The sequence below is a fragment of the Streptomyces sp. HSS9-12 genome (assembly GCF_054963655.1).
Genome location: NZ_JBUEGC010000015.1, coordinates 23,070 through 49,528, shown reverse-complemented (window position 1 = coordinate 49,528; position 26,459 = coordinate 23,070). Strand labels below are relative to the sequence as shown.

22 protein-coding genes and 1 pseudogene are annotated in these 26,459 nt (G+C 70.8%); 4 read left to right on the top strand and 19 right to left on the bottom strand.

Annotation, left to right across the window (positions count from 1 at the left end; all coding sequences use genetic code 11):
- Positions 1–24: 24 nt before the first annotated feature.
- From alaS to ACY34J_RS10650, 3 genes are read right to left on the bottom strand one after another with little or no spacing between them, the layout of a single operon-like run.
- On the bottom strand, positions 25–2,691 hold the full coding sequence (gene alaS, locus ACY34J_RS10660) for an alanine--tRNA ligase (protein ID WP_462726226.1): 2,667 nt from the start codon (positions 2,689–2,691) through the stop codon (positions 25–27).
- Positions 2,691–3,032 (bottom strand): DUF6167 family protein, encoded by a 342-nt coding sequence (locus ACY34J_RS10655; protein ID WP_462726225.1) that lies wholly within the window; start codon positions 3,030–3,032, stop codon positions 2,691–2,693. The genes alaS and ACY34J_RS10655 overlap by 1 nt, the downstream gene beginning before the upstream one ends.
- Positions 3,033–3,037: 5 nt before the next feature.
- Positions 3,038–3,526, bottom strand: a complete 489-nt coding sequence (locus tag ACY34J_RS10650) for a DUF948 domain-containing protein (RefSeq protein ID WP_462726224.1) — start codon at positions 3,524–3,526, stop codon at positions 3,038–3,040.
- 318 nt (positions 3,527–3,844) lie between these two features.
- On the opposite strand from ACY34J_RS10650, the gene ACY34J_RS10645 reads away from it, so the two are divergent.
- Positions 3,845–6,055: an ATP-binding protein gene (locus tag ACY34J_RS10645; protein WP_462726223.1), complete on the top strand. Its 2,211-nt coding sequence runs from the start codon at positions 3,845–3,847 to the stop codon at positions 6,053–6,055.
- Here ACY34J_RS10645 and rpsD read toward each other — a convergent pair.
- Positions 6,043–6,654 carry a 30S ribosomal protein S4 gene (gene rpsD / locus ACY34J_RS10640; protein ID WP_462726222.1) on the bottom strand — a complete coding sequence of 204 codons (612 nt, stop codon included), beginning with the start codon at positions 6,652–6,654 and terminating at the stop codon, positions 6,043–6,045. The genes ACY34J_RS10645 and rpsD overlap by 13 nt on opposite strands.
- A 55-nt stretch (positions 6,655–6,709) precedes the next feature.
- On the opposite strand from rpsD, the gene ACY34J_RS10635 reads away from it, so the two are divergent.
- On the top strand, positions 6,710–7,618 hold the full coding sequence (locus tag ACY34J_RS10635; protein WP_462726221.1) for a DUF2470 domain-containing protein: 909 nt from the start codon (positions 6,710–6,712) through the stop codon (positions 7,616–7,618).
- Between the two features lie 115 nt (positions 7,619–7,733).
- Here ACY34J_RS10635 and ACY34J_RS10630 read toward each other — a convergent pair.
- The 5 genes and pseudogenes from ACY34J_RS10630 to ACY34J_RS10610 all read right to left on the bottom strand — a co-directional run.
- Positions 7,734–8,150, bottom strand: a pseudogene (locus ACY34J_RS10630) (SulP family inorganic anion transporter); the annotation flags it as partial.
- Between the two features lie 137 nt (positions 8,151–8,287).
- Positions 8,288–9,742, bottom strand: coding sequence for a replication-associated recombination protein A (locus ACY34J_RS10625; protein WP_462726220.1), 1,455 nt, complete (start codon positions 9,740–9,742; stop codon positions 8,288–8,290).
- Positions 9,743–9,836: 94 nt separating this feature from the next.
- Complete coding sequence (locus ACY34J_RS10620) at positions 9,837–10,490, bottom strand: vitamin K epoxide reductase family protein (RefSeq protein ID WP_462726219.1); 654 nt, start codon at positions 10,488–10,490, stop codon at positions 9,837–9,839.
- A 233-nt stretch (positions 10,491–10,723) separates the two neighbouring features.
- Positions 10,724–11,986 carry a histidine--tRNA ligase gene (hisS, locus tag ACY34J_RS10615; RefSeq protein ID WP_462726218.1) on the bottom strand — a complete coding sequence of 421 codons (1,263 nt, stop codon included), beginning with the start codon at positions 11,984–11,986 and terminating at the stop codon, positions 10,724–10,726.
- Between the two features lie 11 nt (positions 11,987–11,997).
- A complete protein-coding gene (locus ACY34J_RS10610; protein ID WP_462726217.1) occupies positions 11,998–12,711 on the bottom strand; it encodes an MBL fold metallo-hydrolase in 714 nt (237 codons plus the stop codon).
- 154 nt (positions 12,712–12,865) lie between these two features.
- Between ACY34J_RS10610 and ACY34J_RS10605 the strand changes: the two genes are divergently transcribed.
- Together ACY34J_RS10605 and ACY34J_RS10600 are read left to right on the top strand one after the other, a co-directional pair.
- Positions 12,866–13,696 (top strand): peptidylprolyl isomerase, encoded by an 831-nt coding sequence (locus ACY34J_RS10605; protein WP_462726216.1) that lies wholly within the window; start codon positions 12,866–12,868, stop codon positions 13,694–13,696.
- 225 nt (positions 13,697–13,921) lie between these two features.
- On the top strand, positions 13,922–15,151 hold the full coding sequence (locus ACY34J_RS10600; RefSeq protein WP_462726215.1) for a DUF349 domain-containing protein: 1,230 nt from the start codon (positions 13,922–13,924) through the stop codon (positions 15,149–15,151).
- A 199-nt stretch (positions 15,152–15,350) separates the two neighbouring features.
- Here ACY34J_RS10600 and ACY34J_RS10595 read toward each other — a convergent pair whose 3' ends face one another.
- The 10 genes from ACY34J_RS10595 to pdxT all read right to left on the bottom strand — a co-directional run bounded on the left by ACY34J_RS10595 (position 15,351) and on the right by pdxT (position 26,437).
- Complete coding sequence (locus tag ACY34J_RS10595; RefSeq protein ID WP_462726214.1) at positions 15,351–17,792, bottom strand: RelA/SpoT family protein; 2,442 nt, start codon at positions 17,790–17,792, stop codon at positions 15,351–15,353.
- Between the two features lie 214 nt (positions 17,793–18,006).
- Positions 18,007–18,561, bottom strand: a complete 555-nt coding sequence (locus ACY34J_RS10590) for an adenine phosphoribosyltransferase (RefSeq protein WP_462726213.1) — start codon at positions 18,559–18,561, stop codon at positions 18,007–18,009.
- Positions 18,558–19,685 carry a protein translocase subunit SecF gene (gene secF, locus ACY34J_RS10585; RefSeq protein WP_462726212.1) on the bottom strand — a complete coding sequence of 376 codons (1,128 nt, stop codon included), beginning with the start codon at positions 19,683–19,685 and terminating at the stop codon, positions 18,558–18,560. The genes ACY34J_RS10590 and secF overlap by 4 nt, the downstream gene beginning before the upstream one ends.
- 1 nt (position 19,686) lies before the next feature.
- Entirely contained in the window at positions 19,687–21,456 is a 1,770-nt protein-coding gene (secD, locus tag ACY34J_RS10580; protein ID WP_462726211.1) for a protein translocase subunit SecD, read from the bottom strand.
- Between the two features lie 181 nt (positions 21,457–21,637).
- On the bottom strand, positions 21,638–22,141 hold the full coding sequence (gene yajC / locus ACY34J_RS10575; RefSeq protein WP_462726210.1) for a preprotein translocase subunit YajC: 504 nt from the start codon (positions 22,139–22,141) through the stop codon (positions 21,638–21,640).
- Between the two features lie 173 nt (positions 22,142–22,314).
- Positions 22,315–23,409, bottom strand: coding sequence for a Holliday junction branch migration DNA helicase RuvB (gene ruvB, locus ACY34J_RS10570; protein ID WP_462726283.1), 1,095 nt, complete (start codon positions 23,407–23,409; stop codon positions 22,315–22,317).
- Positions 23,410–23,574: 165 nt separating this feature from the next.
- Complete coding sequence (gene ruvA / locus ACY34J_RS10565) at positions 23,575–24,198, bottom strand: Holliday junction branch migration protein RuvA (RefSeq protein WP_462726209.1); 624 nt, start codon at positions 24,196–24,198, stop codon at positions 23,575–23,577.
- A complete protein-coding gene (gene ruvC, locus ACY34J_RS10560) occupies positions 24,195–24,752 on the bottom strand; it encodes a crossover junction endodeoxyribonuclease RuvC (protein WP_462726282.1) in 558 nt (185 codons plus the stop codon). Before ruvC ends, ruvA begins: the two co-directional genes overlap by 4 nt.
- 157 nt (positions 24,753–24,909) lie before the next feature.
- Positions 24,910–25,659, bottom strand: a complete 750-nt coding sequence (locus ACY34J_RS10555) for a YebC/PmpR family DNA-binding transcriptional regulator (protein ID WP_462726208.1) — start codon at positions 25,657–25,659, stop codon at positions 24,910–24,912.
- Positions 25,660–25,834: 175 nt separating this feature from the next.
- Entirely contained in the window at positions 25,835–26,437 is a 603-nt protein-coding gene (gene pdxT, locus ACY34J_RS10550) for a pyridoxal 5'-phosphate synthase glutaminase subunit PdxT (RefSeq protein WP_462726207.1), read from the bottom strand.
- Between the last annotated feature and the right edge of the window lie 22 nt (positions 26,438–26,459).

Genomic DNA, 26,459 nt, shown 5'->3' with positions numbered 1-26,459 from the left:
CCTGAGCGGTTCCTTCGGTCGCCGTCACGCCTTCTCGGCGACCAGGCGCTCGACGGCGGCGATGGCCTCGTCGATGGCGGCCGGGTTCTGGCCGCCGCCCTGGGCGACGTCGTCCTTGCCGCCACCGCCGCCGCCGAGGGCCTTGGCGGCGGTACGGACCAGCTCACCGGCCTTGATCCTGCGTTCGCGGGCCGCCCCGTTGGTGGCGATCACGGTCAGCGGACGGTCCTTGGCCACGGTGAACAGGGCGACGACGGCCGGGCGTCCCTGGATCCGGCCGCGTACGTCGAGGACGAGCTTGCGCAGGTCGTCGGCGCTGGTGCCGTCCGGCACCCGCCCGGTGACCACAGCGACGCCCCGTACGTCCTTGGCGCTCTCGGCGAGACCCGCGGCGGCCTGCAGGACCTTCTCGGCCCGGAACCGCTCGATCTCCTTCTCGGCGTCCTTCAGCTTGGCGAGCATGCCGGCGATCTTCTCCGGCAGTTCCTCCGAGCGGCCCTTGACCAGCTGGGTGAGCTGGGACACCACGGTGGCCTCGCGGGCGAGGAAGTTGTACGCGTCCACGCCGACGAGGGCCTCGACGCGGCGCACACCCGAGCCGATGGAGGACTCGCCGAGCAGCTTGACCAGGCCGAGCTGGGCGGTGTTGTGCACATGCGTGCCACCGCACAGCTCCTTGGAGAAGTCGCCGATGGTGACGACGCGCACGCGCTCGCCGTACTTCTCGCCGAACTCGGCGATGGCGCCCTGCTTCTTGGCCTCGGCCATGCTCATCACCTCGGCGGTGACATCGAGTTCGCGGGCCAGCACCTCGTTGATCTTCTGCTCGACGTCGCCCAGGACCGAGCCGGGGACGGCGGTCGGCGAGCCGAAGTCGAAGCGGAAGCGGCCCGGCGAGTTCTCCGAGCCGGCCTGGGCGGCGGTCGGGCCGAGGGCGTCGCGCAGCGCCTGGTGGGTGAGGTGGGTGGCGCTGTGGGCGCGGGCGATGGCGCGGCGGCGCGAAACGTCGATGGCGGCGTACGCGGCGGCCCCGACGGTGACCTCGCCCACCTGGACGACGCCCTTGTGCACGCTCACGCCCGGCACCGGCTGCTGGACGTCGCGGACCTCGACGACGGCACCGGTGTCGAGCTTGATCCGGCCGGTGTCGGCGAGCTGGCCGCCGCCCTCGGCGTAGAACGGGGTGCGGTCCAGGACGACCTCGACCTCGTCGCCCTCCTGGGCGGCGGGCGAGGGCACGCCGTTCACCAGCAGGCCGACGACGGTGGACTCACCTTCGGTGTCGGTGTAGCCGGTGAAGACCGTGGCGCCGGAGGTGTCGGCGACCTCACGGTAGGCGGACAGATCGGCGTGGCCGGTCTTCTTGGCCGCGGCGTCGGCCTTGGCCCGCTCCCGCTGCTCCTTCATCAGGCGGCGGAAGCCCTCCTCGTCCACGGACAGGCCCTGCTCGGCGGCCATCTCCAGGGTGAGGTCGATCGGGAAGCCCCAGGTGTCGTGGAGCAGGAACGCCTTGTCGCCCGGCAGGACGGTGCCGCCGGCGGCCTTGGTGTCCGCGACGGCGGTGTCGAGGATGTTGGTGCCGGTCTTGAGGGTCTTGAGGAACGCGGCCTCCTCGCCGAGCGCGACGGTCTCGATGCGCTTGCGGTCCTCGACCAGCTCCGGGTACTGCGGGCCCATGGCCTTGATGACGGTGTCGACCAGCTCGCCGACGACGGGCCGGTCGGCGCCCAGCAGGCGCATGTTGCGGATGGCGCGGCGCATGATGCGGCGCAGGACGTAACCGCGGCCCTCGTTGCCGGGGGTGACGCCGTCGCCGATCAGCATCACGGCGGTGCGCAGGTGGTCGGAGACGACGCGCAGGGAGACGTCCGAGTCATGGGCGGCTCCGTAGGGCACACCGGTGAGCTCGGTGGCCTTGTCGATGAGCATGCGCGAGGTGTCGATCTCGTACATGTTCTCCACGCCCTGCAGGATCATCGCCAGGCGCTCGAGGCCGAGGCCGGTGTCGATGTTCTTGCTGGGCAGCTCGCCGAGGATCGGGAAGTCCTCCTTGCCCGAGCCCTCGCCGCGCTCGTACTGCATGAAGACCAGGTTCCAGATCTCCACATAGCGCTCGTCGTTGACGGCCGGGCCGCCCTCGGCACCGAACTCCGGGCCCCGGTCGTAGTTGATCTCGGAGCAGGGTCCGCAGGGCCCCGGGACGCCCATGGACCAGTAGTTCTCCTTCATCCCGAGGCGCTGGATGCGCTCGGCGGGGACGCCGATCACATCGCGCCAGATCTGCTCGGCCTCGTCGTCGTCCTTGTAGACGGTGATCCACAGCCGCTCGGGGTCCAGGCCGTAGCCGCCGTCCGCCACGGGGGTGGTCAGCAGTTCCCAGGCGAGCTTGATGGCGCCCTCTTTGAAGTAGTCGCCGAAGGAGAAGTTGCCGCACATCTGGAAGAAGGTGCCGTGCCGGGTGGTCTTGCCGACCTCCTCGATGTCCGGCGTGCGCACGCACTTCTGCACGCTGGTGGCGCGCGGGAACGGCGGCTTGACCTCACCGAGGAAGTACGGCTTGAACGGCACCATGCCCGCGGGGACCAGCAGCAGCGTCGGGTCGTCCGCGATGAGCGACGCCGACGGCACGACGGTGTGCCCGCGCTCTTCGAAGAAGCGCAGCCAGCGGCGACGGATTTCAGCCGACTCCATCAGTGGTCCTCATTCCGATTGTGCGAGTTGGAAGGCTTGTGCGGGTACGTGGTGCCCAGTGCGGCCGGACGGCGCGGCCCGGGCAGCTGTGGGTGCCGGTCGTGGTCGTCGTCCCCGGGAGTGAGGCCCAAGGCGTCGTTCAGCTCGTCCTCGCGCTGGGCCATCCCGGCCTTGACGTCGAGGGCGAACTCCTTGAGCCGGTGGCCGGCCGCGATGGCCCTGTCAGCGGCCTGCGCGGCCAGACTCTCCGGGGTGAGTTGCCGAAGCTTGCGGTTGACCTTGGTGGTGGCCCACACGCCGGCCGCGGCGCCGGCGGTGAACCAGAAAGCGCGGCGGAACATCTGCGTCAGCCCTTTCCACCGCGGAAGCGCCAGCCGCCCCGCCGGGCGGGCGGCACGGCAGGGCCTACGATCACGGTACGGCGGGGAGCCGCCTGCTGCGCATCCTTCCGGCCGCTCATCGCCCGGCGCACGCCGTAGCCGAAGGCCGCGACCTTGACCAGCGGGCCGCCGAAGGTGGAGGCGACGGTCGAGGAGAGCGCGGAGGCGTTGGAGGTGACCTCCTGCACATCGGTCGCGATCGCGTCGACCCGCTCCAGCTGCGTCTGCGCCGACCGTACGGTCGCCGATGCCTCGCCGAGCAGCGGGACCGCCTGTTCGGAGACATCGGCCACCAGCTTGGTGGCTGCTCTGAGCACCTGCGCGAGCCTCACCAGCACCACGGCGAGGAACGACACCAGGATGGCCCAGAAGACGGCCACCAGGATCCCGGCCACCTCTCCACCGGACACGTTGCACCGCTCCTTGTAGACGTTTCGGACCTCGGCTCGGCTCACCTCCGGTCTCCTCCCGGGGGTACCTCCCGGGCCGTTGGGCCCGGGAGACTACCGCTGGGAGGTGCTCCCAGACCCGGTGTCGGCTCCCCCAGCGGTAGCTGGGATCGCAACACCGGCGCCCTTTGGCTCGCTCGCCGGCCACCGCCGGTCACGGGCGGTCATCTCCGGGATCGGGCGGCAGGAGTACGACCCTATCGCGCCGAGGCTGGGGGCCCGTAACGGATTGTGCGGTGGCGGGGGCTTCCCGTACCCCGTGCCGGGGGCCGTTTCACCAAGTTGCTGTACGGTCCGCATGCGGATGAGTACGCTCCGTGTGCCATGCGACATTCCATGCCCCTCGACCGCGGCGGTGACTGTTCCGCCGCGCTCCCGCCCGCCCCCGGCAACCTGCCGGCGGAGCTGAACCGGTTCGTGGGTCGGACGGCCGAACTCGCCGGGCTGCGGGGGCAACTGGCCACGGCCCGGCTGGTGACCGTGACGGGCCTCGGCGGGGTCGGCAAGACCCGATTCGCCCTGCATGCCGCGATACGGGAGCAGGAACGCTTCTCTGATGGCGCGTGGCTGGTGGAGCTGGCCGCCCTCACCGGCCCGGAGCTGTTGGAACACGCGGTCGCCAAAGCCCTGGGACTGCCCGACCAAGCCGGCCGGCAGCGGCGTACCGCCCTTGGCGACCGGCTCGCCGACCGCCGGCTCCTGCTCGTCCTGGACGGCTTCGAGCACCTCGTCGAGCAGTGCGCGCAACTCGTGTGCGACCTGCTGCGCCGGGTTCCGGGGCTGCGGGTGCTCGCCGTCGGGCGGCGGCCGCTCGGGATCCCGGGCGAGCAGACCTTCCCGCTCGGCCCGATGCCGGCCCCCGCTCCGGCCCGCTCGTCGAAGGCCCCGGCCGTCCCTCTGGGGGATGCCGCGCTGCTCTTCGCCGACCGCGCCGCCGCCGTCCTCCCCGGCTTCGCCATCACCGAGGAGAACCGCTGGGATGTCGCGGAGCTGTGTCACCAGCTCGACGGGATCCCGCTCGCCCTGGAGCTGGCGGCCGGCCGGCTGCTGGCGCTGTCCCTGGACCAGGTGCTGCAGCGGCTGGACGACCGCTTCCGCCTGCTCACCGGCGGCTGTCGGGGCACCCTGCCCCGGCATCAGACGCTGCGGACCGCGATCGGCTGGAGCCACGAGCTGTGCACCCCGCGGGAGCGGCTGCTGTGGGCGCGGTTGTCGGTGTTCGCCGGCCAGTTCGACCTGGAGGCGACGGAGTACGTCTGCTCCGGGCCCGATCTGCCCGCGGAGGAACTGCTCGATGTGGTCGCCTCGCTGGTGGCGCAGTCCGTGATCGTCCGCGAGGACTCCCCCGCCGGGGTCCGGTACCGGATGCTGGAGACCGTACGGGCGTACGGGGCGGGATGGCTGGACGCGACGGGTGACACCGCGGCCATGCGCCGCCGGCACCGCGACTGGTACATGGGCCTGGCCACCTGGTGCGAGCTGGACTGGTTCAGCCCCCGGCAGGCCGAGGTGGCGGCCCGGATCGATGCCGAGCTGAGCAATCTGCGGGTGGCCCTGGAGTTCAGCTTGGAGCCGGGCGAGGACGCCCGGATGGGGCAGTACCTCGCGGGCACCCTGTGGTTCTACTGGGTCGGCTGCGGCCGGCTCGCCGAGGGCCGCCACTGGCTGGAGCGCGCCCTGGAGTTGGAGAGCGACTATGACGACTCCAGGCTCAAGGCGCTGTGGGTGGCCGGCTACGTGGCCGTTCTGCAGGGGGACACGGTGGGCGCGATAGGGGCACTCCAGGAGTGCCAGGAGGAGGCCGAACGCGTCGGCAACGCGACGGCCGCCGCGTACAGCCTGCACCGCACCGGCTGCCTGGCGCTGGTCACCGACGACATGCCGCGCGCCGAGCAGCTGATCCGCTCGGCGCTGGAGCGCTACCGCGAGATCGGCGAGCTGAACAGCAACGTGCTCATGGGCCAGGTCGAACTGGCCATGGCGGTGGCCTTCCAGGGCGATCTGGCCGGTGCGGTGGCGCTGTGCGAGGAGGTCCGCCGGGTCTGTGAGGACCACGGCGAACGCTGGACGCTGGCGTACGCGCTGTACGTGCTGGGCTACGCGGCCTGGACCCGCGGCGACGTCGAGGAGGCGCGGGAGCTGCTGGAGGAGTGCCTGGGCATCGACCACGCGTTCAACGACCTGGTCGGGGCGGTCCTGGCGATCGAACTGCTGGCGCTGATCACAGCGGGCGAAGGCGATCCGGAGGAGGCCGCGGTGCTGCAGGGCGCGGCCGGGCAGATCTGGCGCTCGGTCGGCCTGCCGCTGTTCGGCTCCCAGCACTTCAACGCGCCGCACGCCCTGTGCGAGGAGCGGGTGCGTGAGCAGTTGGGCGAGGAGGCGTACGAGGCGTCGCTGCACGCGGGGGCCCGGCTGGATCTGGACGCCGCCGTGGCCCGGGCACTGCGCACGGACCCGCCGCTCCCCCGGCCGAGAACGGCGGAGAGACGGCGGGCCGAGCCATGTGTGAGTGACGCGCCGGGTCAGCGGGCGTAGTACTCGACGACGAGCTGCTCGTCGCAGATCACCGGGACCTCCTTGCGGAGCGGCTCCCGGTCGAGGCGGAAGGCGAGGGCCTGCAGGTTGACCTCGAGGTAGCGCGGGGTCTCACCGTCGGGCGAATAGCCGCCTTCGCGCGCCACCTGGAAGGGGTGCTTGTCCCGGCTGCGCTCGCGGACCATCACGACGTCGCCGGGGCGGACCCGGAAGGACGGCTTGTCGACCTTGCGGCCATTGACCTCGATGTGGCCGTGAACGACCATCTGGCGGGCCTGGTAGATGGTGCGGGCCAGGCCGGCCCGCAGAACGAGCGCGTCCAGACGGCGCTCCAGCTCGACGATCAGGGCCTCGCCCGTCTTGCCGGTGACCTTCCGAGCGCGGTCGTAGGCACGGGCCATCTGGCGCTCGCTGATGTCGTACTGGGCGCGCAGCCGCTGCTTCTCCAGCAGACGGACCTTGTAGTCACTGTTCTGCTTGCGGCCGCGGCCGTGCTCGCCGGGCGGGTAGGGACGCGCCTCGAAGTACTTGACCGCCTTCGGCGTCAGGGCGATGCCGAGTGCGCGCGACTTCTTGACCTTGGGACGCGACTGGTTCACGTGGAACGAACCTCCGTGTAAGTTAGGTGAGCCTTACCTTAGCCGAGGAGAACGCATGTTTCGACCTTGGAGCCCCGTGCCCAACGCAGGCCGCACCGCGGAAACGACGATGCGGAGCGCCGACGACGGTCAGCCGCGCCCCTGGGAAACCGACGCCCGGCAGCCCACGGCCGCCGAGCGCGTACGAACCCTCGTGGAGTCGAACGCCTCAGCCACACTCGGTATTCCGAGTGCGGATCTGGACGAACTGGGCGCAACGACGCCCGCGGCACGCACCGTCACTGCGGACGGCGACGTGCTTCTGCTGATGCCTGGGGACTCCCCCGCGGCTCGCGCCGCGGCCCACGCGCAGGACGACGACCTGGCCGCCGTGATGGAGCTCACGGATGTCGCGCCGGTCGCCGTCCCCCATCGTATCCGGGGCCGCGCGTGGGTCGCCGGGTGGCTGACACCCGTACGGAACGCCGAGCGTGCGGCGTGCGCGATGCTGCTTGCCGAGCGGCACCCGGTCGGTGAACTGCTGGGCCTCGGCGAGGAACTGCGGCCGGACCCGAGGCCCGGCGAGTACGGGCGGCCCGCCTGGACGCTGCTGAAGCTGGAGGTGGGCGAGGCGAGCGTCGATGACCTGTGGGGCGTGCAGTCCGTGGAACCGGATGAGTTCGTGGCCGCCGAGCCCGACCCGCTGGTCGTGCACGAGGCGGAACTCCTGCAGCACCTGGCCGCGGCACATGGCGATCATGTGCGAGGTTTGTGCGGTCTGTTGGACGAGCGGGCGGAGCGGGTGTGCGGACTGCGGGACCGGGTGGTGCCGGTGGCGCTGGACCGCTTCGGCCTACGGGTGCGGTTCGTGGGCGGCGGCCGGGCCCTTGACGCCCGCTTCGACTTCCCCGAGCCGGTCCGGGACATCGTCGAACTGCGCCGCGCCATGCACGCCCTGTTCGAGGCGGCCCTCACATCCGACTGACCGGCGCTCTGCGCAAGGGCCGCCGCGCGCGGGGGCTTTGGCGTCCGAGGGTGAGCCGGCCCCTGCCCGAGGGGACGAAGGACAGGGGCCGGCGGTCAGGGTGCGTGGCAGCGGGTCAGCCCGCGGGCATCAGCACTCGGGTGGCACCCTCCTGGCTGTTGTGCCGGTCCGCCCGGCTCGTCAACGCCGTACGGCGCGCGTGGTCCAGGTGCCGCAGACCGAGCAGGTCCAGTTCGATGTGCCGGTCCTTCGGCAGCGCTTCGAGGGTGTCCAGCACGCCAGGCAGCCGCAGGAAGGTCGCGTTGCCGCACAGCACCACCCTGATGGGCTCGGTCCGGCCGGGATTGTCGTCGACGTGAATATGGATGTGCGAGGTCTCCCACGCGGCCTTGGCCACCGCCAGCACCAGGCCGGCCAGTACGCCCTCGAACATGCTGGTGGCGACGATGGCGACCGCCGTGGCCACCAGGATCAGGGCCTCTCCGCGGTGCTGCCGCCACAGGGGGCGCAGCTGCCGCAGCGGGATGAGTTTATGGGACCAGCCGGGGCGCCCATGTCCCTGTCGGGCAGCGCTCACCCCGGCACCCCGCGCCCGTGTGGCCTCGGCACTTGGCGCCCGGTTGCGCCCATCGCTCCGGAGGCGCCGGCCACGGGTACGGGCGCAGCCGCTCAGCTTGCGCCCGGAGGGTCCTCGCCGGACGGCGACGCCTCGGCACCCCCGGCATCCGCGGGGCGGCGCGCCTCCGGCGGGCGGGACACCTCGGCGCCACGCGGCTGCTCCCCCCTCAGCCGTGGGCGGACCCGCTCGACGACGTCCGCGTAGCGCGCTTCCGCGCCAAACCGCGTCGGCTCGTAGTAACGCTTTCCGTGTACCGCGTCCGGGGCGTACTGCTGCGCGGCGATGCCGCCCGGCACATCGTGCGGATACACATAGCCCTGCGCATGGCCGAGCTTCTGCGCGCCCTTGTAGTGACCGTCCCGCAGATGCGGCGGGACCGGGCCGGCGAGGCCCGCGCGGACGTCCGCGAGGGCCGCGTCGATCGCCTTGTAGGCCGCGTTGGACTTTGGCGCGAGGGCGAGTGCGACCACGGCCTGGGCAAGGGTGATCCGCGCCTCCGGGAAGCCGATCATCGCCACGGCCTGGGCGGCGGCGACCGCGGTCTGCAGCGCCGTCGGGTCCGCCATGCCGATGTCCTCACTCGCGGAGATCATCAGCCGCCGGGCGATGAACCTCGGGTCCTCCCCGGCCTCGATCATCCGGGCCAGGTAGTGCAGCGCCGCATCCACGTCCGAGCCGCGGATGGACTTGATGAGCGCGCTGGCGACGTCGTAGTGCTGATCGCCGTCGCGGTCGTACGTCACCGCCGCGCGATCGACCGCCTCCTCCAGGGACTCAAGGGTGATCTCCGCTTCGCCCTTGGCGATGGCCGCACCGGCTCCGGCCTCCAGCGCGGTCAGCGCACGGCGCGCGTCGCCGCCCGCGATCCGCAGGAGATGAGCCTCGGCGTCCTCCGGCAGCCGCACCACCGCGCCGAGCCCCCGCTCGTCCGCCACCGCCCGGCGCAGCAGGCCCCGCAGATCGTCGTCGCTCAGCGGCTCCAGCGTGAGCAGCAGCGACCTGGACAGCAAGGGCGAAATGACCGAGAAGTACGGGTTCTCGGTGGTGGCCGCGATCAGGGTCACCCAGCGGTTCTCCACCGCGGGCAGCAGGGAGTCCTGCTGGGCCTTGCTGAAACGGTGGATCTCATCGAGGAAGAGAACGGTCTCCTTGCCGAAGCCCCCGGAGGCGCGGCGCGCGCCGTCGATGACGGCCCGCACCTCCTTGACGCCGGCCGTGATCGCCGACAGCTCGACGAAGCGCTTGTTCGTCGCCTGGCTGACCACATACGCCAGGGTCGTCTTGCCGATGCCGGGCGGCCCCCAGAGGATCACCGAGGAGGGGCCCGCCGGGCCTCCGTTCCCCTCGCCCACAAGCCGGCGCAGCGGTGAGCCGGGCCGCAGCAGATGCTGCTGCCCGACGACCTCGTCGAGGGTGCGCGGGCGCATGCGTACGGCCAGCGGACTGCTCGCCGGGTCCTTCAGCTGGCGGTCCTCGGCGGCGGCGGTGAACAGGTCGGGCTCCACGTCCCAGGAGCCTATGTCACCGGACTGACAATGCCGCGTGGTGCTCGAGAGGCGAACCCCCAGGCTCGCCGGCTCAGCCGGTCCGGGTGCCGGGTCAGCTGGTCCAGAAGTCCCACCAGCGCGTCAGGATCAGCATGCCGATGACGCCGATCCACAGCACCGGAGGCACCCAGGCGAACTCCAGCAGCCCGTTCCGTACGCCTTCCGGCGCCGGCAGGAAGCGGTGCCGGACGTTGTGCACGGTGACGTAGCAGAACATCACGATGGTGGCCACCCAGGCCAGGGAGCACCACAGGCACAGCGAGCCGATGACGTACAGCGACTGGTACTGCAGCCAGGTGCAGAACCCGACACCGAAGAGCGTGCCGGCGTTCAGCCCCAGCCAGAACCAGCGGCGGAAGCGGGCACCGGCCAGCAGGCCCATGCCGATGGCGATCACGATGCCGTACGCGACCAGGCCCAGCATCGGGTTGGGGAATCCGAACGCCGCGGCCTGCTTGCTCTCCATGATGTTGCCGCAGGAGACGATGGGGTTGAGGCTGCAGCCGGGGGTGAAGGTCTTGCCCGCGACCTTCGCCTCGAGGATCTTGAACTTGTCGATCGTGATGACCCACGCGGCAAGCAGCCCGGCGGCTCCGGTGATCACCAGCAGCAGAGCGAAGGCGCGACTGCCGCCCACAGCGCCGCCGGTAGCGACCTCGCCGCCCTGGTCGTCAGTGGTCACTTCGTCAAGCGCTGTCATCGTCATATCGCCGTTCCGTCGCTTCCGGGGGATTCGCCCTGCCGAGCACGGCCAATTGTGCCGCAGCGAGTCCCGCGACTGGCCGCTGTCGACCGAATGAGGGACCTTGGTCCCTCATTCGGCGGGATTCCGGCGCTGAAGGGCCCGTTGGGCCCGGGACGCAGGGCCCGTTGGGCCCGGGACGCAGGGCCCGGGACGCAGGGGCCCGAGCCTCGGACCCCGGTCCCGTGCCTGCGCCCTCAGGCCAGCTTCTCCCGGAGCTCCGCGACCACGGCGTCCAGGGCGACCGGCTGCTGCTCGCCGGATTCCAAGTCCTTCACCTGGACGACGCCCTCGGCGAGATCACGCTCACCCGCGATCAGGGCGTACCGCGCGCCCGACCGGTTCGCGGACTTCATCGCGTTCTTCAGCCCCTTGCCGCCGTACGCGAAATCCGTGGCGACCCCGGCCCGCCGCAGCTCGGTGACCAGGCCGAACAGCACCCGCCGGGCCTCCTCGCCCAGCGGGACGGCGAACACCTCGGTGGCCGAGGGCAGTTGGAGCTCGACGCCCTCGGCCTTCAGCGCCAGGACCGTACGGTCCACGCCGAGCGCCCAGCCGACCGACGGCAGCGCCGGGCCGCCGATCATCTCGGACAGGCCGTCGTAGCGGCCGCCGCCGCCCACCGCGGACTGCGAGCCGAGCCCGTCGTGGACGAACTCGAACGTGGTCCGGGTGTAGTAGTCCAGGCCGCGCACCAGTTTCGGGTCGTCCTCGAAGGCGACGCCCGCCGCCGTCAGCAGCTCGCGCACCTGCTCGTGGTAGCTCTTGCACGCCTCGCACAGGTGGTCGCGCATCATCGGCGCACCGACGAGCTGCTTCTGCACCGCCTCGCGCTTGTCGTCGAGCACGCGCAGCGGGTTGATCTCGATCCGCCGGCGGGTGTCCTCGTCGAGCTCGAGGCCGCGCAGGAACTCCTGGAGGGCGGCCCGGTAGACCGGACGGCACTCCTTGTCGCCCAGCGAGTTCAGCAGCAGCCGGAAGTTCTTCAGGCCGAGCGACTTGTACGCGTCAACCGCCAGGATGATCAGCTCGGCGTCCAGCGCCGGATCCTCCGTACCGATGGCCTCGGCGCCGACCTGCGAGAAGTGCCGGTAGCGCCCGGCCTGGGGCCGCTCGTAGCGGTAGTACGAGCCGGAGTACCAGAGCTTGACCGGCAGGTTCCCGGCCTTGTGCAGGTTGGCCTCGAGCGCGGCGCGCAGCACGGAGGCGGTGCCCTCGGGGCGCAGCGCCAGCTGGTCGCCGCCCTTGGTGGTGAGGGTGTACATCTCCTTGGTGACGATGTCGGTGGACTCGCCGACACCGCGCGAGAAGAGCTCCACCTGCTCGAAGCCGGGGGTCTCGATATAGCCGTAGCCCGCGCCTTTCAGCGGAGCGGCGATGGCGTCCCGGACGGCGAGGTAGGCCGCGGAGTCCGGCGGGATCAGGTCGTACGTGCCCTTGGGGGCCTTGAAGGTGCTCACGGAAGAGTTCGTCACATTCCTCGTCGTGGAGCCGAGAGGTCGTCGGCTCCCAGGCCGGCGGCCACCTGCCGCAGGTACGGGTTGGTGGCGCGCTCGCGGCCGATGGTCGTGTGCTCGTTGTGGCCGGGCAGCACCACGGTCGAGTCGTCGAGCGGCAGGCACACACGGGCCAGGGACTCGAGCATCTCGGCAGGGTCGCCGCCGGGCAGGTCGGTACGTCCGATGGAGCCGGCGAACAGCAGGTCGCCCGAGAAGAAGATCGACGGAACATCGGCCTGCTCGGGCAGCCGGAAGGTCACCGACCCCTTGGTATGGCCGGGCGCGTGCGCGACGGTGAACTCCAGCCCCGCCAGTTTCAGCACCGCGCCGTCGGTCAGCTCCCTCAGGTCGTCGGGCTCTCCCACACTGAGCTCGCCGAGCAGCTGTGCGCCGATGGCACGGCCGAGCGCCTTCTCCGGGTCGGTCATCATGTAGCGGTCCGCGGGGTGGATCCAGGCCGGCACGCCGTGCGCACCGCAGACCGGGACGACCGAGGCAGTGTGGTCGAGGTGGCCGTGGGTGAGGACGACGGCGACGGGCTTGAGCCGATGCTTCTTGAGTGCCTCTTCGACTCCCGGGGCCGCCTCGTGGCCCGGGTCAATGATCACGCACTCCTCACCCGCGGCGGGGGCGACCAGGTAGCAATTGGTCCCCCAGGCCCCGGCGGGGAACCCGGCAATAAGCACGATCGTCCTCAACAGTCGTCCAGCGGAAGGATCTGAGCAGTTCAGAGCCTACCGGCGCGGGCCTGGCGACAGCGAACCCGTATACCGTACGGCCGAGCCTCACAGTGCACGCCCACGGCGGGCGGCAGACACCTCGGCACAAGGAGACGAAGCGGTGGTCACGAAGGACCAGCGGCGGCGGCAGCTCGCCCGGGAGAAGTTCGAGCGTCAGCAGCGGCGCAGAGTCGAGCAGCGCCGCAAGACGCGCCGCCGCGCTGTGTTCGTGGTCGGAGTCGCCGTCGTTCTCCTGTCGTCCCTCACGGCCTGGTACGTCATCGCGAGCCCCGGAGCCGACACGGGCGAGGACCTCGCCAAGCCGAGCGCGTCTCCCACCAGCAAGGCGCCGGACCCCTGTGGCAAGCCCGCTGGGGGCTCCCCCGGCACCAAGCAGTGGCAGCAGGAACCGAAGCTCGCCATCGACACCAAGGCCACGTACACCATGCGGCTGCAGACCACCTGCGGCGACATCGACATCGAGATGGACGCGGCCAAGGCCCCGCATACGGTCAACTCCTTCACCTTCCTCGCCGGCCAGGGATTCTTCGACCACACCAAGTGCCACCGGCTGACCGACGGCGGTATCCATGTGCTGCAGTGCGGCGACCCGAAGGGCACCGGCAAGGGCGGACCGGGCTACACGATTCCGGACGAGAATCTGAAGGACCCGAAGCTCAAGGGCAATGTCTATCCGGCGGGCACGGTCGCGATGGCCAACAAGTACAACGCACAGACCGGCAAGGGGCGGAACACCGGCGGCAGCCAGTTCTTCCTCGTCCACCAGGACAGCCAGTTGCCCCCGGACTACACGCCCTTCGGCACCATCACGGGTGGCAAGGACGTGCTGAAGAAGATCGCCGGCGCCGGTGCCGCGGCGCCGGACGCGACGGGCAACACCGCGCCGCATGCCACCGTCGTGATCGACAAGGCGACGGTCACGAAGTCCTGAGGCCCCCGAACGTGAAATTTCGGTCGCGCTGGATGCGGACAGCCGACCCACGGTTCGCCTATGTTGGCGTTGTGTAGGGTGCCTGCTCCGACGGCTGCCACCCTGCAGCATCAACGGGAGAACCAGCAGCTCGTCGGACGGTTCGGGCATGGCCCGGCCGGACTGGAATTGTGGACGATGCCCGCGGGCCGCGCGCCCGCTTCGGCATCATGTGGAGGAGGCGCTGTGAGCAGCGACCCATGGGGCCGCGTCGACGAGGCGGGGACCGTGTACGTGCGGACGGCTGAGGGCGAGAAGGTCGTCGGATCGTGGCAGGCGGGAACTCCCGAGGAGGCCCTCGCCTACTTCGAGCGCAAGTACGACGGACTGGTCGTCGAGATCGGCCTCCTCGAGCGCCGGGTGCGGACCACCGACCTGTCCGCGAAGGACGCGATGACCGCCATCGACCATCTGCGCCAGCAGGTCGACGAACATCACGCCGTCGGCGACCTGGACGCGCTGCGCAAGCGGCTCGACCAGCTCACCAGCGAGGTGGAGATGCGGCGCGAGCAGCGCAGGGCGGCGAAGGCACGGCAGGCCGACGAGGCCCGCCACGCCAAGGAGGCACTGGTCGCCGAGGCGGAGGAGCTGGCGGCCAGCGAGCAGTGGCGGGCGGCCGGGGAGCGGCTGCGTGCCCTGGTCGACACCTGGAAGGGCCTGCCGCGCCTGGACCGGAAGACCGACGACGAGCTGTGGCACCGCTTCTCGCACGCCCGCTCGGCTTTCTCCAAGCGCCGCAAGGCGCACTTCGCGGCGCTGGACGCGCAGCGCGAGGAGGCCCGTAAGGCCAAGGAGAAGCTGGTCGCCGAGGCCGAGACGCTGTCGGACTCCACGGACTGGGGTCCGACAGCCGCGCGGTACCGCGAGCTCATGAGCGAGTGGAAGTCCGTCGGCCGCGCCCAGCGGGAGGCGGAAGAGGAGCTGTGGAACCGCTTCCGCGGTGCGCAGGACATCTTCTTCCAGGCCCGCAGCCAGGTGTTCGCCGAGCGCGACGCCGAGCAGCGGGAGAACCTCACGCGCAAGGAGGAGCTGGCGGCCGAGGCCGAGAAGCTGCTTCCCGTGACCGACCTGAAGGCGGCCCGCTCCGCGTTCCGCTCGATCAACGAGCGGTGGGAGGCCATCGGCCATGTGCCGCGGGACGCCCGGCCGCGGATCGAGGGCCGGATGCACGCGGTCGAGCGCGCCATCCAGGATGCCGAAGAGGCCGAGTGGCGGCGTACGAACCCTGAGGCGCGGGCGCGCGCGGCGGGGCTGACCGGGCAGCTGCAGGCGGCCGTCGACAAGCTGCGCGAGCAGATCGACGCGGCCCGCGCGGCCGGGAACAACGCCAAGGCCGACAAGCTGGCCAAGGAGCTCGAGGGCCGGCAGGCGCTGCTGGACCAGGCGCTCAAGGGCCTCCAGGAGTTCGGCGGCTGAGACCCCGCACTCCCGTACGCCAAGCGGCCCCAGTACCTTCCGGCGGTTTCCAGGGTCGTTGCAACACCGGGCTGGTTTGATCAGGCCGTGAGCGGTTTATGCAGGCGCTCGGCTGGGGTTTCCCAGCCGAGCGTTTTGCGTGGGCGGCCGTTGAGCTCGGCGGCGACGGCGTCGACCGGGGCCGCTCCGCTGTCGCCTGCTACGGCCGGCGGGCCGAGGTCACGCGGTAGACGTCGTAGACGCCCTCCACGCCCCGTACCGCCTTCAGCACATGGCCGAGGTGCTTGGGATCGCCCATCTCGAAGGTGAAGCGGGAGGTGGCCACCCGGTCGCGGGAGGTCTGCACGGCCGCGGAGAGGATGTTGACGTGCTGGTCGGACAGCACGCGCGTGACGTCCGACAGCAGCCGCGAGCGGTCCAGCGCCTCGACCTGGATGGCGACGAGGAAGACCGACGACTGCGTGGGCGCCCACTCGACGTCGAGGATCCGCTCGGGCTGCTGCGTCAGCGAGTCGACGTTCACACAGTCCGCACGGTGCACCGAGACGCCGCTGCCGCGGGTGACGAAGCCGATGATCGGGTCTCCGGGGACGGGTGTACAACACCGGGCCAGCTTGACCCACACATCGTCGACGCCCTTGACGACCACACCGGGGTCGGCGCTGGAGCGCCTCTTGGAGCGGCGGCGCAGCGGCGGCGCGGTCTCCGCGATGTCCTCGTTCGCGGCTTCCTCGCCGCCAAGCGCCTGGACGAGCTTCTGGACGACGTTCTGCGCGGAGACATGGCCTTCGCCGATGGCCGCGTACAGCGCCGAGATGTCCGGATAGCGCATCTCATGGGCGAGCGTGACGAGCGAGTCACCGGTGAGGATGCGCTGGATCGGCAGGTTCTGTTTGCGCATCGCCCGCACGATGGCGTCCTTGCCCTGCTCTATGGCCTCGTCGCGCCGCTCCTTGGAGAACCAGGCGCGGATCTTGTTACGGGCCCGTGGGGACTTGACGAAGCCGAGCCAGTCGCGGGATGGACCGGCGCCGGGCGCCTTGGAGGTGAAGACCTCCACCAGGTCGCCGTTGTCCAGGGTCGACTCCAGCGGTACCAGCCGCCCGTTGACCCGGGCCCCTATCGTGCGGTGGCCCACCTCGGTGTGCACGGCGTACGCGAAGTCCACCGGGGTGGCGCCCGCGGGCAGCGCTATGACATCGCCCTTCGGCGTGAAGACGAAGACCTCGTTGCGGGAGAGGTCGAAGCGCAGCGACTCCAGGAACTCACCCGGGTCCTCGGTCTCCTTCTGCCAGTCCAGCAGCTGCCGCAGCCACGCCATGTCGTTGATGGCGTCGTCCTTGCCGGCCTTGCCCCGCGGCACGTCGGTGCGCACCTTGGAGGCACCGGCGACGGCCTCCTGCTTGTACTTCCAGTGCGCCGCGATGCCGTACTCGGCGCGGCGGTGCATGTCGAAGGTGCGGATCTGCAGCTCGACCGGCTTGCCGTTGGGCCCGATCACCGTCGTGTGCAGCGACTGGTACATGTTGAACTTGGGCATCGCGATGTAGTCCTTGAACCGCCCCGGCACCGGGTTCCACCGCGCGTGGATGGTCCCGAGCGCCGCGTAGCAGTCGCGGACGGTGTCGACGAGGACGCGAATACCCACCAGGTCGTAGATCTCCGCGAAGTCCCGTCCGCGGACGATCATCTTCTGGTAGACGGAGTAGTAGTGCTTCGGGCGGCCGGTGACGGTGGCCTTGATACGGGCGGCGCGCAGGTCGCCCTGGACCTGGTCGGTGACGATGGCCAGATATTCGTCGCGCTTGGGGGCCCGCTCGGCGACCAGCCGCACGATCTCGTCGTACATCTTGGGGTAGAGGATCGCGAAAGCGAGGTCCTCCAGCTCCCACTTGATCGTGTTCATGCCCAGCCGGTGCGCGAGCGGGGCGTAGATCTCAAGGGTCTCGCGGGCCTTTTTCTCCTGCTTCTCCCGCTTGAGGTAGCGCATGGTGCGCATGTTGTGCAGGCGGTCGGCCAGCTTGATGACCAGGACGCGCGGGTCCTTGGCCATGGCCACGACCATCTTGCGTACGGTCTCGGCCTGCGCGGCCTCACCGAACTTGACCTTGTCCAGCTTGGTGACGCCGTCGACGAGCAGGGCGACCTGCTCGCCGAAGTCGCGGCGCAGGTCGTCCAGGCCGTACTCGGTGTCCTCGACGGTGTCGTGCAGCAGGCCCGCCATCAGCGTCGCCGGGTCCATGCCCAGCTCGGCGAGGATCGTGGTGACCGCGAGGGGGTGGGTGATGTACGGGTCGCCGCTCTTGCGCTTCTGGCCGCGGTGCCAGCGCTCGGCGACCTGGTAGGCCCGCTCGATCTGGCGCAGCGTCGAGGTTTCGATCTTCGGGTCGTTGCTGCGGACGATCCTCAGCAGGGGTTCGAGGACCGGGTTGTACGGGCTGGAGCGCTGCACGCCGAGGCGGGCGAGACGGGCGCGGACACGGTTGGAGGACGCCGGTCCGGGCTTGACGGCGGGAGTCGGCTTGGCCAGCGGCTTCGCTGCCTCGGGGGTCTTCTTGGCAGGCGTGCCTGTGGCCGCCGCGGCCTCGGCAGTGGGCTTCTCGGGTTGCGCGGCGGTGAGCGGCTGGGCCTCGTCTGGCAAAAGCACTCCTCGTGTGGGCCCCGGCGCCAAGGTCCCCTGGCGCGGGAGGGAGGATCCGGCCCCCCGACAGGTCCGGAGATGCCATGGTAACGATCCAGACCGCCAGTCTCTTCCGTGGCCGGGGAACCGGTGTACGAAGCGGGGCGGGCACCCGGTCCTCCCGGGTGCCCGCCCCCTCGTGGATCACGCGGATGGTGCCGATGACGCGGACGGCTCAGACCGTTATCAGGGCCTCCAGCGGGGAGCCTCCCAGCGCAGGCTCCAGCCGCTGCCGCCCGGCGAGGAAGCCCAGCTCCAGCAGGACCGCCAGACCGGCGACCTGGGCCCCGGCCCGCCGGATGAGCTCCAGCGACGCCTCCGCGGTGCCGCCGGTCGCCAGCACGTCGTCGATCACCATGATCCGGTCGCCGTCCGCCACGTCCTCGGCGTGCACCTCGATCTCGGCGGTGCCGTACTCGAGCTCGTACGCCTGCGACAGCGTCGCCCCGGGCAGCTTGCCCGCCTTGCGGACGGGGATGAAGCCCAGCCCGGCGCGGATGGCGACCGGCGCGGCCAGGATGAAGCCACGCGCCTCCAGGCCGACGACCTTGGTCGCGCCGTGCCGGACGCACAGCTCTGCGAGCGCGTCGGTGAGGGCCGCGAAAGCCACCGGGTCGGCGAGCAGGGGGGTGATGTCCTTGAACATCACCCCGGCCTTCGGGTAGTCCGGCACATCCCGGATCCTCCCGAGCAGCAGGCTCCGCAACTCCCGCTCAGAGACAGCGGTCATCGGCGCTTCCCCGACGGGCGGCCGCGGCCGCGGCTACGGGCGGCGGGCTGGCGGCGCTGGCCGACGACGCCCGCCGCAGCGGCCTCGTCCTCGCCGGCGCCGGCGGGCCCCTCCGCTGGGCCGGCGTCCGGCGCCTCGGCCGACTCGCCCTTGGCCGCCGCGGCGGCCCGCTTGGCGCGCACCCGCTTGGCCAGGGCCTTCATCTGCGGCTCGCGCTCCTTGAGGTCAGCGACGACCGGGGTGGCGATGAAGATCGAGGAGTACGCGCCGGCGGCGAGGCCGACGAACAGCGACAGTGAGATGTCGTTGAGCATGCCGCCGCCGAGCACTCCGCCGCCGATGAACAGCAGGCCCGCGACCGGCAGCAGCGCGACGACCGTGGTGTTGATCGAGCGGACCAGGGTCGCGTTGAGGCTGCGGTTGGCGATCTCGCTGTAGGTGAACCGGGACTGCTTGGTGATGTCCTTGCTGGCTTCCTTCAGGCCGTCGAAGACCACGACGGTGTCGTAGAGGGAGTAGCCGAGGATGGTCAGCAGACCGATGACGGTGCCCGTGGTGACCTCGAAGCCGACGAGGGCATAGATGCCGACGGTGATGGTGAGGTCGTGGACCAGGGCGATGAGCGCGGCGAGCGCCATGCGCCACTCGAAGGCGATGGCGAGGTAGACCACCACCAGCAGCATGAAGATGCCCAGGCCCAGCCACGCCTTGTTGGCGATCTGCTCGCCCCAGCTGGGGCCGACCAGGTCGGCGTTGATGTCCTTGGCCGGGATCTTGAAGTCCTTGGCGAGCTCTTCCCTGATCTGGTCGGACTTCGCGGTATCGACGTTGGGGACCTGGATGCGCAGGCCACCGTTGCCGAGCTTCTGCACGACGGCTTCGTGGCCGGACGCCTCCACCGCCTGGTGGTGGGCGTGACCGACCGACACGCTGGTCTTCGGGGTGGTGAAGACCGCGCCGCCGGAGAACTCGATGCCCATGTTGAGACCCCGCACCCCCAGGCCCACCAGGGCCGTGATGGTGATCAGGATCGAGATGCCGTACCAGATCTTCCGCTTGCCGACGAAGTCATAGCCGACCTCACCGCGGTAGAGCCTGGCGCCGATGCTGCCGAGTCGCGACATCTCACGCCTCCTTCGGGTCGGTCGGGATGACGGGGGCGCGGCGACCGCGGCGCAGCGGCGGCTTGGCACCGAGCCGCTTGGGGTCCAGCCCGGACCAGGGATGCCCGCTCGCGAAGAACTTCCGCCGGGCGAGGAGCGTCATCAGCGGCTTGGTGAAGAGGAAGACCACCACAACGTCCAGCAGCGTGGTGAGGCCGAGGGTGAACGCGAAGCCCTGCACCTTGCCGACTGTGACGATGAACAGGACGGCGGCGGCGAGGAACGACACGAAGTCGGACACCAGAATGGTGCGCCGGGCCCGCGGCCAGCCGCGCTCGACCGCCGGACGGAGCGTACGGCCCTCCCGGATCTCGTCCCGGATGCGTTCGAAGTAGACGATGAACGAGTCGGCGGTGATGCCGATCGCGACGATGGCGCCGGTGACGGCGGGCAGGTTCAGCGCGAAGCCGATGCCCGGACCGAGCAGCGTCATGATCGTGTAGGTGAGGGCCGCGGACACTACCAGGCTGAGCACCGCGATCAGGGCCAGGCCGCGGTAGTAGACCACCAGGTACAGGACCACAAGAGCGAGGCCGATGGCACCGGCGATCAGACCGGCGTGCAGCTGCTCGCCGCCCAGCGCCGGGGAGACGGTGGTGACGCTGGACTCGACGAAGCTCAGCGGCAACGCACCGTAGGAGAGCACGTTGGCCAGGGCCTCGGCGCTCTCCTGGGTGAAGCTGCCCGAGATCTCGGCGTTGCCACCGGTGATGGCGGTGGAGACGCTGGGCGCGGAGACCACCTGGCCGTCGAGGACGATCGCGAACTGGTTCCGCGGCGGCTGCTGGGTGGCGAGCTTGCCGGTCGACTGGGCGAACTTCTTCGCGCCCTGGTCGTTGAAGCCCAGCTGGACGATCCAGCCGGAGCCCCGCTCGCTGTCGAAGACGGCCTTGGCGTTGTCGACGTCGACGCCCTCGATGTCGGCGGGGCCGAGCGCGTACTTCGCCTTGCCGTCCTCGCTGCACGCCACGGTGTAGTCGCTGGGCTTGGCATTCTGTCCGGCCCGGGTGCGCTGATCCGGCTTGGAGCAGTCCAGCGCGTCCAGCTTCTTCTGCAGCTGCGGGGGGATGTCGGCGCCCGGCTGCGGGACCGGGGGCTGGGTGGGCTGCGGTGACTTCGAGGCGTCGGCCTTGCCGTCCTTGCCGGTCGGAGTCGGCTGCGGCGACTTGGACGCGTCGGCCTTCAGGCCGTCGGTGACGGCACGGCCCTGGGTGGTGGGGGTCGCGGACGGCTTCGTCGAGGATGTGGTGCCGGGCTTGACCTGGTCCCCGGTCTTACCGGCGCCGGCGGAGGGGCTGGCCGTCGGCTTGGGGGCCGGGGTACCGGCGGCTACGGACAGCACCGGGCGGAAGTACAGCTGAGCGGTGGTGCCGACCTGCTCCCGGGCCTGCTTCTCGTTCGTCCCGCGGGGGATGTTGACGATGATGTTGCGGTCGCCCTGGGTCTGAACCTCGGCCTCCGAGACTCCCAGGCCATTGACGCGGCGCTCGATGATCCCGACCGCGGTGTTCATGTTGGTCGGGTTGATCGCGTTCTTCTCGCCCGGCTGTTCCTTGGCCGTAAGGGTGATGCTGGTACCACCCGCGAGGTCGATACCCAGTCGCGGCGTGGTGTGCCCGGAGAGGAACATCCCCCCGGTGAGCGCCACGATGGCGATCAGGATCAGCGCCAGAGCGCGCCCCGGCCTGCCCTGGGCCCCCGAGGGCCTCCGGCCCTTCTTCGGTGCTGCCACCTTCTCGATTCTCCCTGTCCAACCGCCCCGCATCGGTGGTGAGGGGGCGGCCACGAAGTGTAGTAGGGACATGCCCCGGCGACGTGACGACCGTCCCGCGGCCGCGTCGGCCTTTCACCGCCGGATGCCGCCCGAGCCGGGCGGCACCGTGGGAGGCTGCGCGGTCCGCGGGAGGGGCGGACTACTTCGCGTCGGTGTCGTCGTCCTTCTTGGCGTCCTTGGTGTCCTTGGCGTCCTTGGCGTCCTTGGGCTCTTCGACGTCCTGGGGCTTGGAGTCGTCGGCGTCGGTCTTGCCAAGGTCGACGCGGGGCTCGTCGGAGGCGGCGGCCTTGTCGCCGCCGGTGGTCAGCGAGGAAGCGTCGTCCGGCACGATCGAGCCGTCGACCTTGAGGTCACCCGCAGGGCCACCGTGGACGATGCGGTGGTACTCCTCGTCGTCGAGGACGGCGCCGACGGCGTTCTTGGCGTACACGGCGTGGATGCCCGGTGCGACCTCGAGAAGGACCGTGTCGTCCCGAACCTCCTTGACGGTCGCGTACATGCCGCCGATCGTCCGGATGCCGGTGCCTGGCTGCATCCGGTCGCGCATCTGCATGGCCTGGCGCTGCTTGTTCTTCGCCGACCGGGTCATCAGGAACATGGCCCCGATGAGCACGATGAACGGGAGGAGAGTCACGATATCCACGGGACGGAGATTCCTTCGCACGACCGCGTTGTGTGCGGCCTGGTATTTGGGGTCGGTTGGCCGTCCGCACGGACGGCATCGGCGGAGTCTAGGCGAGTCCGCACTGCAGGAACAACGCCCAGCATGTCACTGGGGTTCCAGGGCGGGCGAGCCTCCGCGCCGTGACCGGCCGGTCACGCTCCGAACAGGCCCTGCTGCCCCGCTCCGGGTCCGCCGTGCTGCTGTGGCGGGGTGAGCCCCATGTGGGTCCAGGCGGCGGGGGTCGCGATCCGCCCCCGCGGGGTACGGGCCAGCAGCCCCTCCCGTACCAGGAACGGTTCGGCGACCTCCTCCACCGTCTCACGCTCCTCCCCCACCGCGACCGAGAGGGTGGACAGGCCGACCGGACCGCCGGCGAAGAGGTTCAGCAGCGCCCCGAGCACCGCCCGGTCGAGGCGGTCCAGGCCTCGGCTGTCGACCTCGTAGACGGCCAGGGCCGCGGCGGCGACCTCGCGGGTGACCACACCGTCCGCCTTGACCTGGGCGTAGTCCCGGACCCGGCGCAGCAGCCGGTTGGCGATACGCGGGGTGCCACGGGACCGCCCGGCGATCTCCGCGGCACCCTCGGGCTCGGTCTCGACCTCCAGCAGCCGGGCGGAGCGGTGAATGACCCGCTCCAGCTCGGCGGGTTCGTAGAACTCCATGTGCCCGGTGAAGCCGAAGCGGTCCCGCAGCGGGGGCGGCAGCAGCCCGGCCCGGGTGGTGGCGCCGACGAGCGTGAAGGGCGGCAGCTCCAGGGGGATGGCGGTGGCGCCGGGGCCCTTGCCGACGATGACATCGACGCGGAAGTCCTCCATCGCCATGTAGAGCATCTCCTCGGCGGGGCGGGACATGCGGTGGATCTCGTCGAGGAAGAGCACCTCGCCCTCGGTGAGGGAGGAGAGGATCGCGGCGAGGTCCCCGGCGTGCTGGATGGCGGGGCCGGAGGTGATACGGATCGGGGCGCCCATCTCCGCAGCGATGATCATGGACAGGGTGGTCTTGCCGAGGCCGGGGGCGCCGGAGAGCAGGACGTGATCCGCGGTGCCACCGCGCTGTCGCGCCGCTTTGAGGACGAGGTCCAACTGCTCGCGGACCCGCTCCTGGCCGACGAACTCGTCCAGCGCCTTGGGGCGCAGGGCGGCCTCGATGGTCTGGTCCTCGGCGTCGGCGGCTGCGCCTACCAGCCTGTCGGCGGCGGCCGACAGGCCGTTCGCGGTCGCGGGTGCGGACTCGTCGTCCCAGTTCACTACGGGTTGCCTCACGGAGGTCATGGCGGCCAGGCCGCCGGCCTAGGGGTGGCTGCGAGGGCGCACGGCCTGTGCCGCACGCCTTCGCCGTCATCGTGCCGTACGGCACCGACACCGGTCACGCGCATGGCAGCCGGGTGCCGTCCGGCGCGGCGAAGTGGCGGCTCATCTCGCACGGTTGAGGGATTGCAGGGCGGCACGCAGGAGTTGCGGTACGGGCGGGGTGACGCCTTCGGCCGCGGCGGCCTCGGCCTGCGGGGCGACCGCGTCGACCGCGTCGTCGGCCTCGCGGGAGGCGTAGCCGAGGCCGACCAGGGCGGCGTGCAACTGGTCGCGCCAGCCTGCGGCGGCGGTGGCCGGGGCGCCGGTGTGCACGGCGGGCCCGACCGGCTCGCCCAGCCGGTCCTTCAGCTCCAGCAGCAGCCGCTGGGCGCCCTTCTTTCCGATGCCGGGCACAGCGGTGAGCGCCTTCTCGTCGCCCTGCGCGACGGCGCGCCGCAGCGCATCCGGGCTGTGCACGGCAAGCATCGCCTGGGCCAGCCGCGGCCCAACTCCGCTCGCGGTCTGCAGGAGTTCGAAGACCTGGCGCTCGTCGTCGTCGGCGAAGCCGTAGAGGGTGAGCGAGTCCTCGCGGACGACGAGGGAGGTGGCGAGCCGGGCCGGCTGGCCAACGCGCAGGCCGGACAGGGTGTTCGGGGCGCACTGTACGGCCATGCCGACGCCACCGACCTCGATGACCGCGGTGTCCGGGCCGAGCGCGGCGACCGGGCCGCTGACAAAGGCGATCATCGGATGCTGGTGCCCTTCGGGGGGTGTGCGAGCGAATGACCGTGGCGGGCGGCGGCATGCGCCTGCTGCAGACGCGTGAGGGCCGGGGCGCGCCAGATGTGGCAGATGGCGAGCGCGAGGGCATCGGCGGCGTCGGCCGGCTTGGGCGGGGCGTCGAGCCGCAGCAGCCGCGTGACCATCGTGCCGACCTGGGCCTTGTCCGCCCGGCCGCTGCCGGTGACGGCGGCTTTGACCTCGCTGGGGGTGTGCAGGGCGACCGGCAGTCCGCGCCGCGTGGCACAGAGCATCGCGACGGCGCCGGCCTGCGCGGTGCCCATCACCGTACGGACGTTGTGCTGGCTGAACACCCGCTCCACGGCGACGTAGTCGGGCCGGTGCTCGTCCAGCCACTGTTCGATGCCGCGCTCTATCCGGACCAGCCGCTCGCCGATCTCGGCGTCCGCGGGAGTGCGGACGATGCCGACCCCGACCATGGTCAGGCGCCGGCCCGCGTCGCCGTCGACCACGCCGATCCCGCACCGGGTCAGCCCCGGGTCCACGCCCAGCACCCGCATCCGGCCCCTCCCGCTTGCCACTTCGGTTGACTGTTCCTGCAGGTTATCGGCTGGCACCGACAACGCCGACGGGCCGGCGGGTGGGAGTGTCCCACCCGCCGGCCCGACCGGCGAAGGCGAATCAACGCGACCTGGTGTGGCCCGCTACTGCCGCGCGTCAGCCGACGGCGGCCATCACCTCGTCCGAGACGTCGAAGTTGCTGTAGACGTTCTGCACGTCGTCGCTGTCCTCGAGCGCGTCGATCAGCTTGAAGATCTTCCGCGCGCCCTCCTCGTCCAGCTGAACCTGCATCGTGGGAACGAAGTTGGCGTCGGCGGAGTCGTAGTCGATGCCCGCCTCCTGGAGCGCGGTGCGGACCGCGACCAGGTCGGTGGCCTCGCTGATGACCTCGAAGTTCTCGCCGAGGTCGTTGACTTCCTCGGCACCCGCGTCGAGGACGGCAGCGAGCACGTCGTCCTCGGTCAGCTCACCCTTGGGGACGATCACGACGCCCTTGCGGTTGAACAGGTACGACACCGAGCCCGGGTCGGCCATCGAGCCGCCGTTGCGGGTCATGGCGACACGTACGTCGGAGGCGGCGCGGTTGCGGTTGTCGGTGAGGCACTCGATGAGGACCGCGACACCGTTCGGGCCGTAGCCCTCGTACATGATCGTCTCGTAGTCGGCGCCGCCGGCCTCCTGGCCGGAGCCGCGCTTGACCGCGCTCTCGATGTTCTTGTTCGGCACCGAGCTCTTCTTCGCCTTCTGGATGGCGTCGTAGAGCGTCGGGTTGCCGTCCGGGTCACCGCCACCGGTGCGGGCCGCGACCTCGATGTTCTTGATCAGCTTCGCGAAGAGCTTGCCGCGCTTGGCGTCGATCACGGCCTTCTTGTGCTTCGTCGTAGCCCATTTAGAGTGGCCGGACATCCGCCTGTCTCCTTCACGTCACCAAGTGCTGTACGAACGGTTGCGATCCTACCGGGAACGGATCAGGGCACCGTGCGCTCCGCACGATGCCCACAGCGTCCCCCCAGACTTCGTCCGGGGGACCCCAGCGCCCCGAACCGCCCACCCGTCACCCACCACCACCCTCAAACGAGCGCTACGCGCCCCGAACCAGTTCTACGAACAGCTTGTGCACCCGGTGGTCCCCGGTCAGCTCCGGGTGGAAGGACGTCGCCAGCAGGTTCCCCTGCCGGACCGCGACCGTGTGGCCCGCGGCGGGGCCGGACGGCACCGTCGCCAGCACCTCGACGCCGCCGCCGACGGACTCCACCCACGGCGCGCGGATGAAGACGCCCTCGACCGGTCCGCCCTCGACACCGGTGATGTCGATGGCAGCCTCGAACGATTCGTTCTGCCGGCCGAAGGCGTTGCGGCGCACGATCATGTCGATGCCGCCGATGGTCTCCTGGTCCTCGCGCCCGTCCAGGATCTTGTCCGCGAGCATGATCATGCCCGCGCAGGTGCCGTACGCGGGCATGCCGGCCCGTACGCGCTCGCGCAGCGGCTCCAGCATCCCGAAGACGATCGCGAGCTTGGACATGGTGGTGGACTCGCCGCCGGGTATCACCAGGCCGTCGATCTCGGCGAGCTCCTCGGGGCGGCGAACCGGACGGGCCAGGGCGTCGGCCTCGGCGAGCGCGGCCAGGTGCTCGCGGACGTCGCCCTGGAGGGCGAGGACGCCGATCACGGGGGTGGACACGGTGATACCTCTCAGCACATCG

Excerpts from the sequence above, each read along its gene's own strand:
- ruvA (WP_462726209.1), bottom strand. The coding sequence starts at position 24,198 with ATGATCGCCTTTGTCAGCGGCCCGGTCGCCGCGCTCGGCCCGGACACC.
- ACY34J_RS10645 (WP_462726223.1), top strand. The coding sequence starts at position 3,845 with ATGCGACATTCCATGCCCCTCGACCGCGGCGGTGACTGTTCCGCCGCG.
- ruvC (WP_462726282.1), bottom strand. The coding sequence starts at position 24,752 with ATGCGGGTGCTGGGCGTGGACCCGGGGCTGACCCGGTGCGGGATCGGC.
- ACY34J_RS10590 (WP_462726213.1), bottom strand. The coding sequence starts at position 18,561 with ATGACCGCTGTCTCTGAGCGGGAGTTGCGGAGCCTGCTGCTCGGGAGG.
- secF (WP_462726212.1), bottom strand. The coding sequence starts at position 19,685 with ATGTCGCGACTCGGCAGCATCGGCGCCAGGCTCTACCGCGGTGAGGTC.
- ACY34J_RS10555 (WP_462726208.1), bottom strand. The coding sequence starts at position 25,659 with ATGTCCGGCCACTCTAAATGGGCTACGACGAAGCACAAGAAGGCCGTG.
- alaS (WP_462726226.1), bottom strand. The coding sequence starts at position 2,691 with ATGGAGTCGGCTGAAATCCGTCGCCGCTGGCTGCGCTTCTTCGAAGAG.
- ACY34J_RS10620 (WP_462726219.1), bottom strand. The coding sequence starts at position 10,490 with ATGACGATGACAGCGCTTGACGAAGTGACCACTGACGACCAGGGCGGC.
- ACY34J_RS10635 (WP_462726221.1), top strand. The coding sequence starts at position 6,710 with ATGTTTCGACCTTGGAGCCCCGTGCCCAACGCAGGCCGCACCGCGGAA.
- ACY34J_RS10655 (WP_462726225.1), bottom strand. The coding sequence starts at position 3,032 with ATGTTCCGCCGCGCTTTCTGGTTCACCGCCGGCGCCGCGGCCGGCGTG.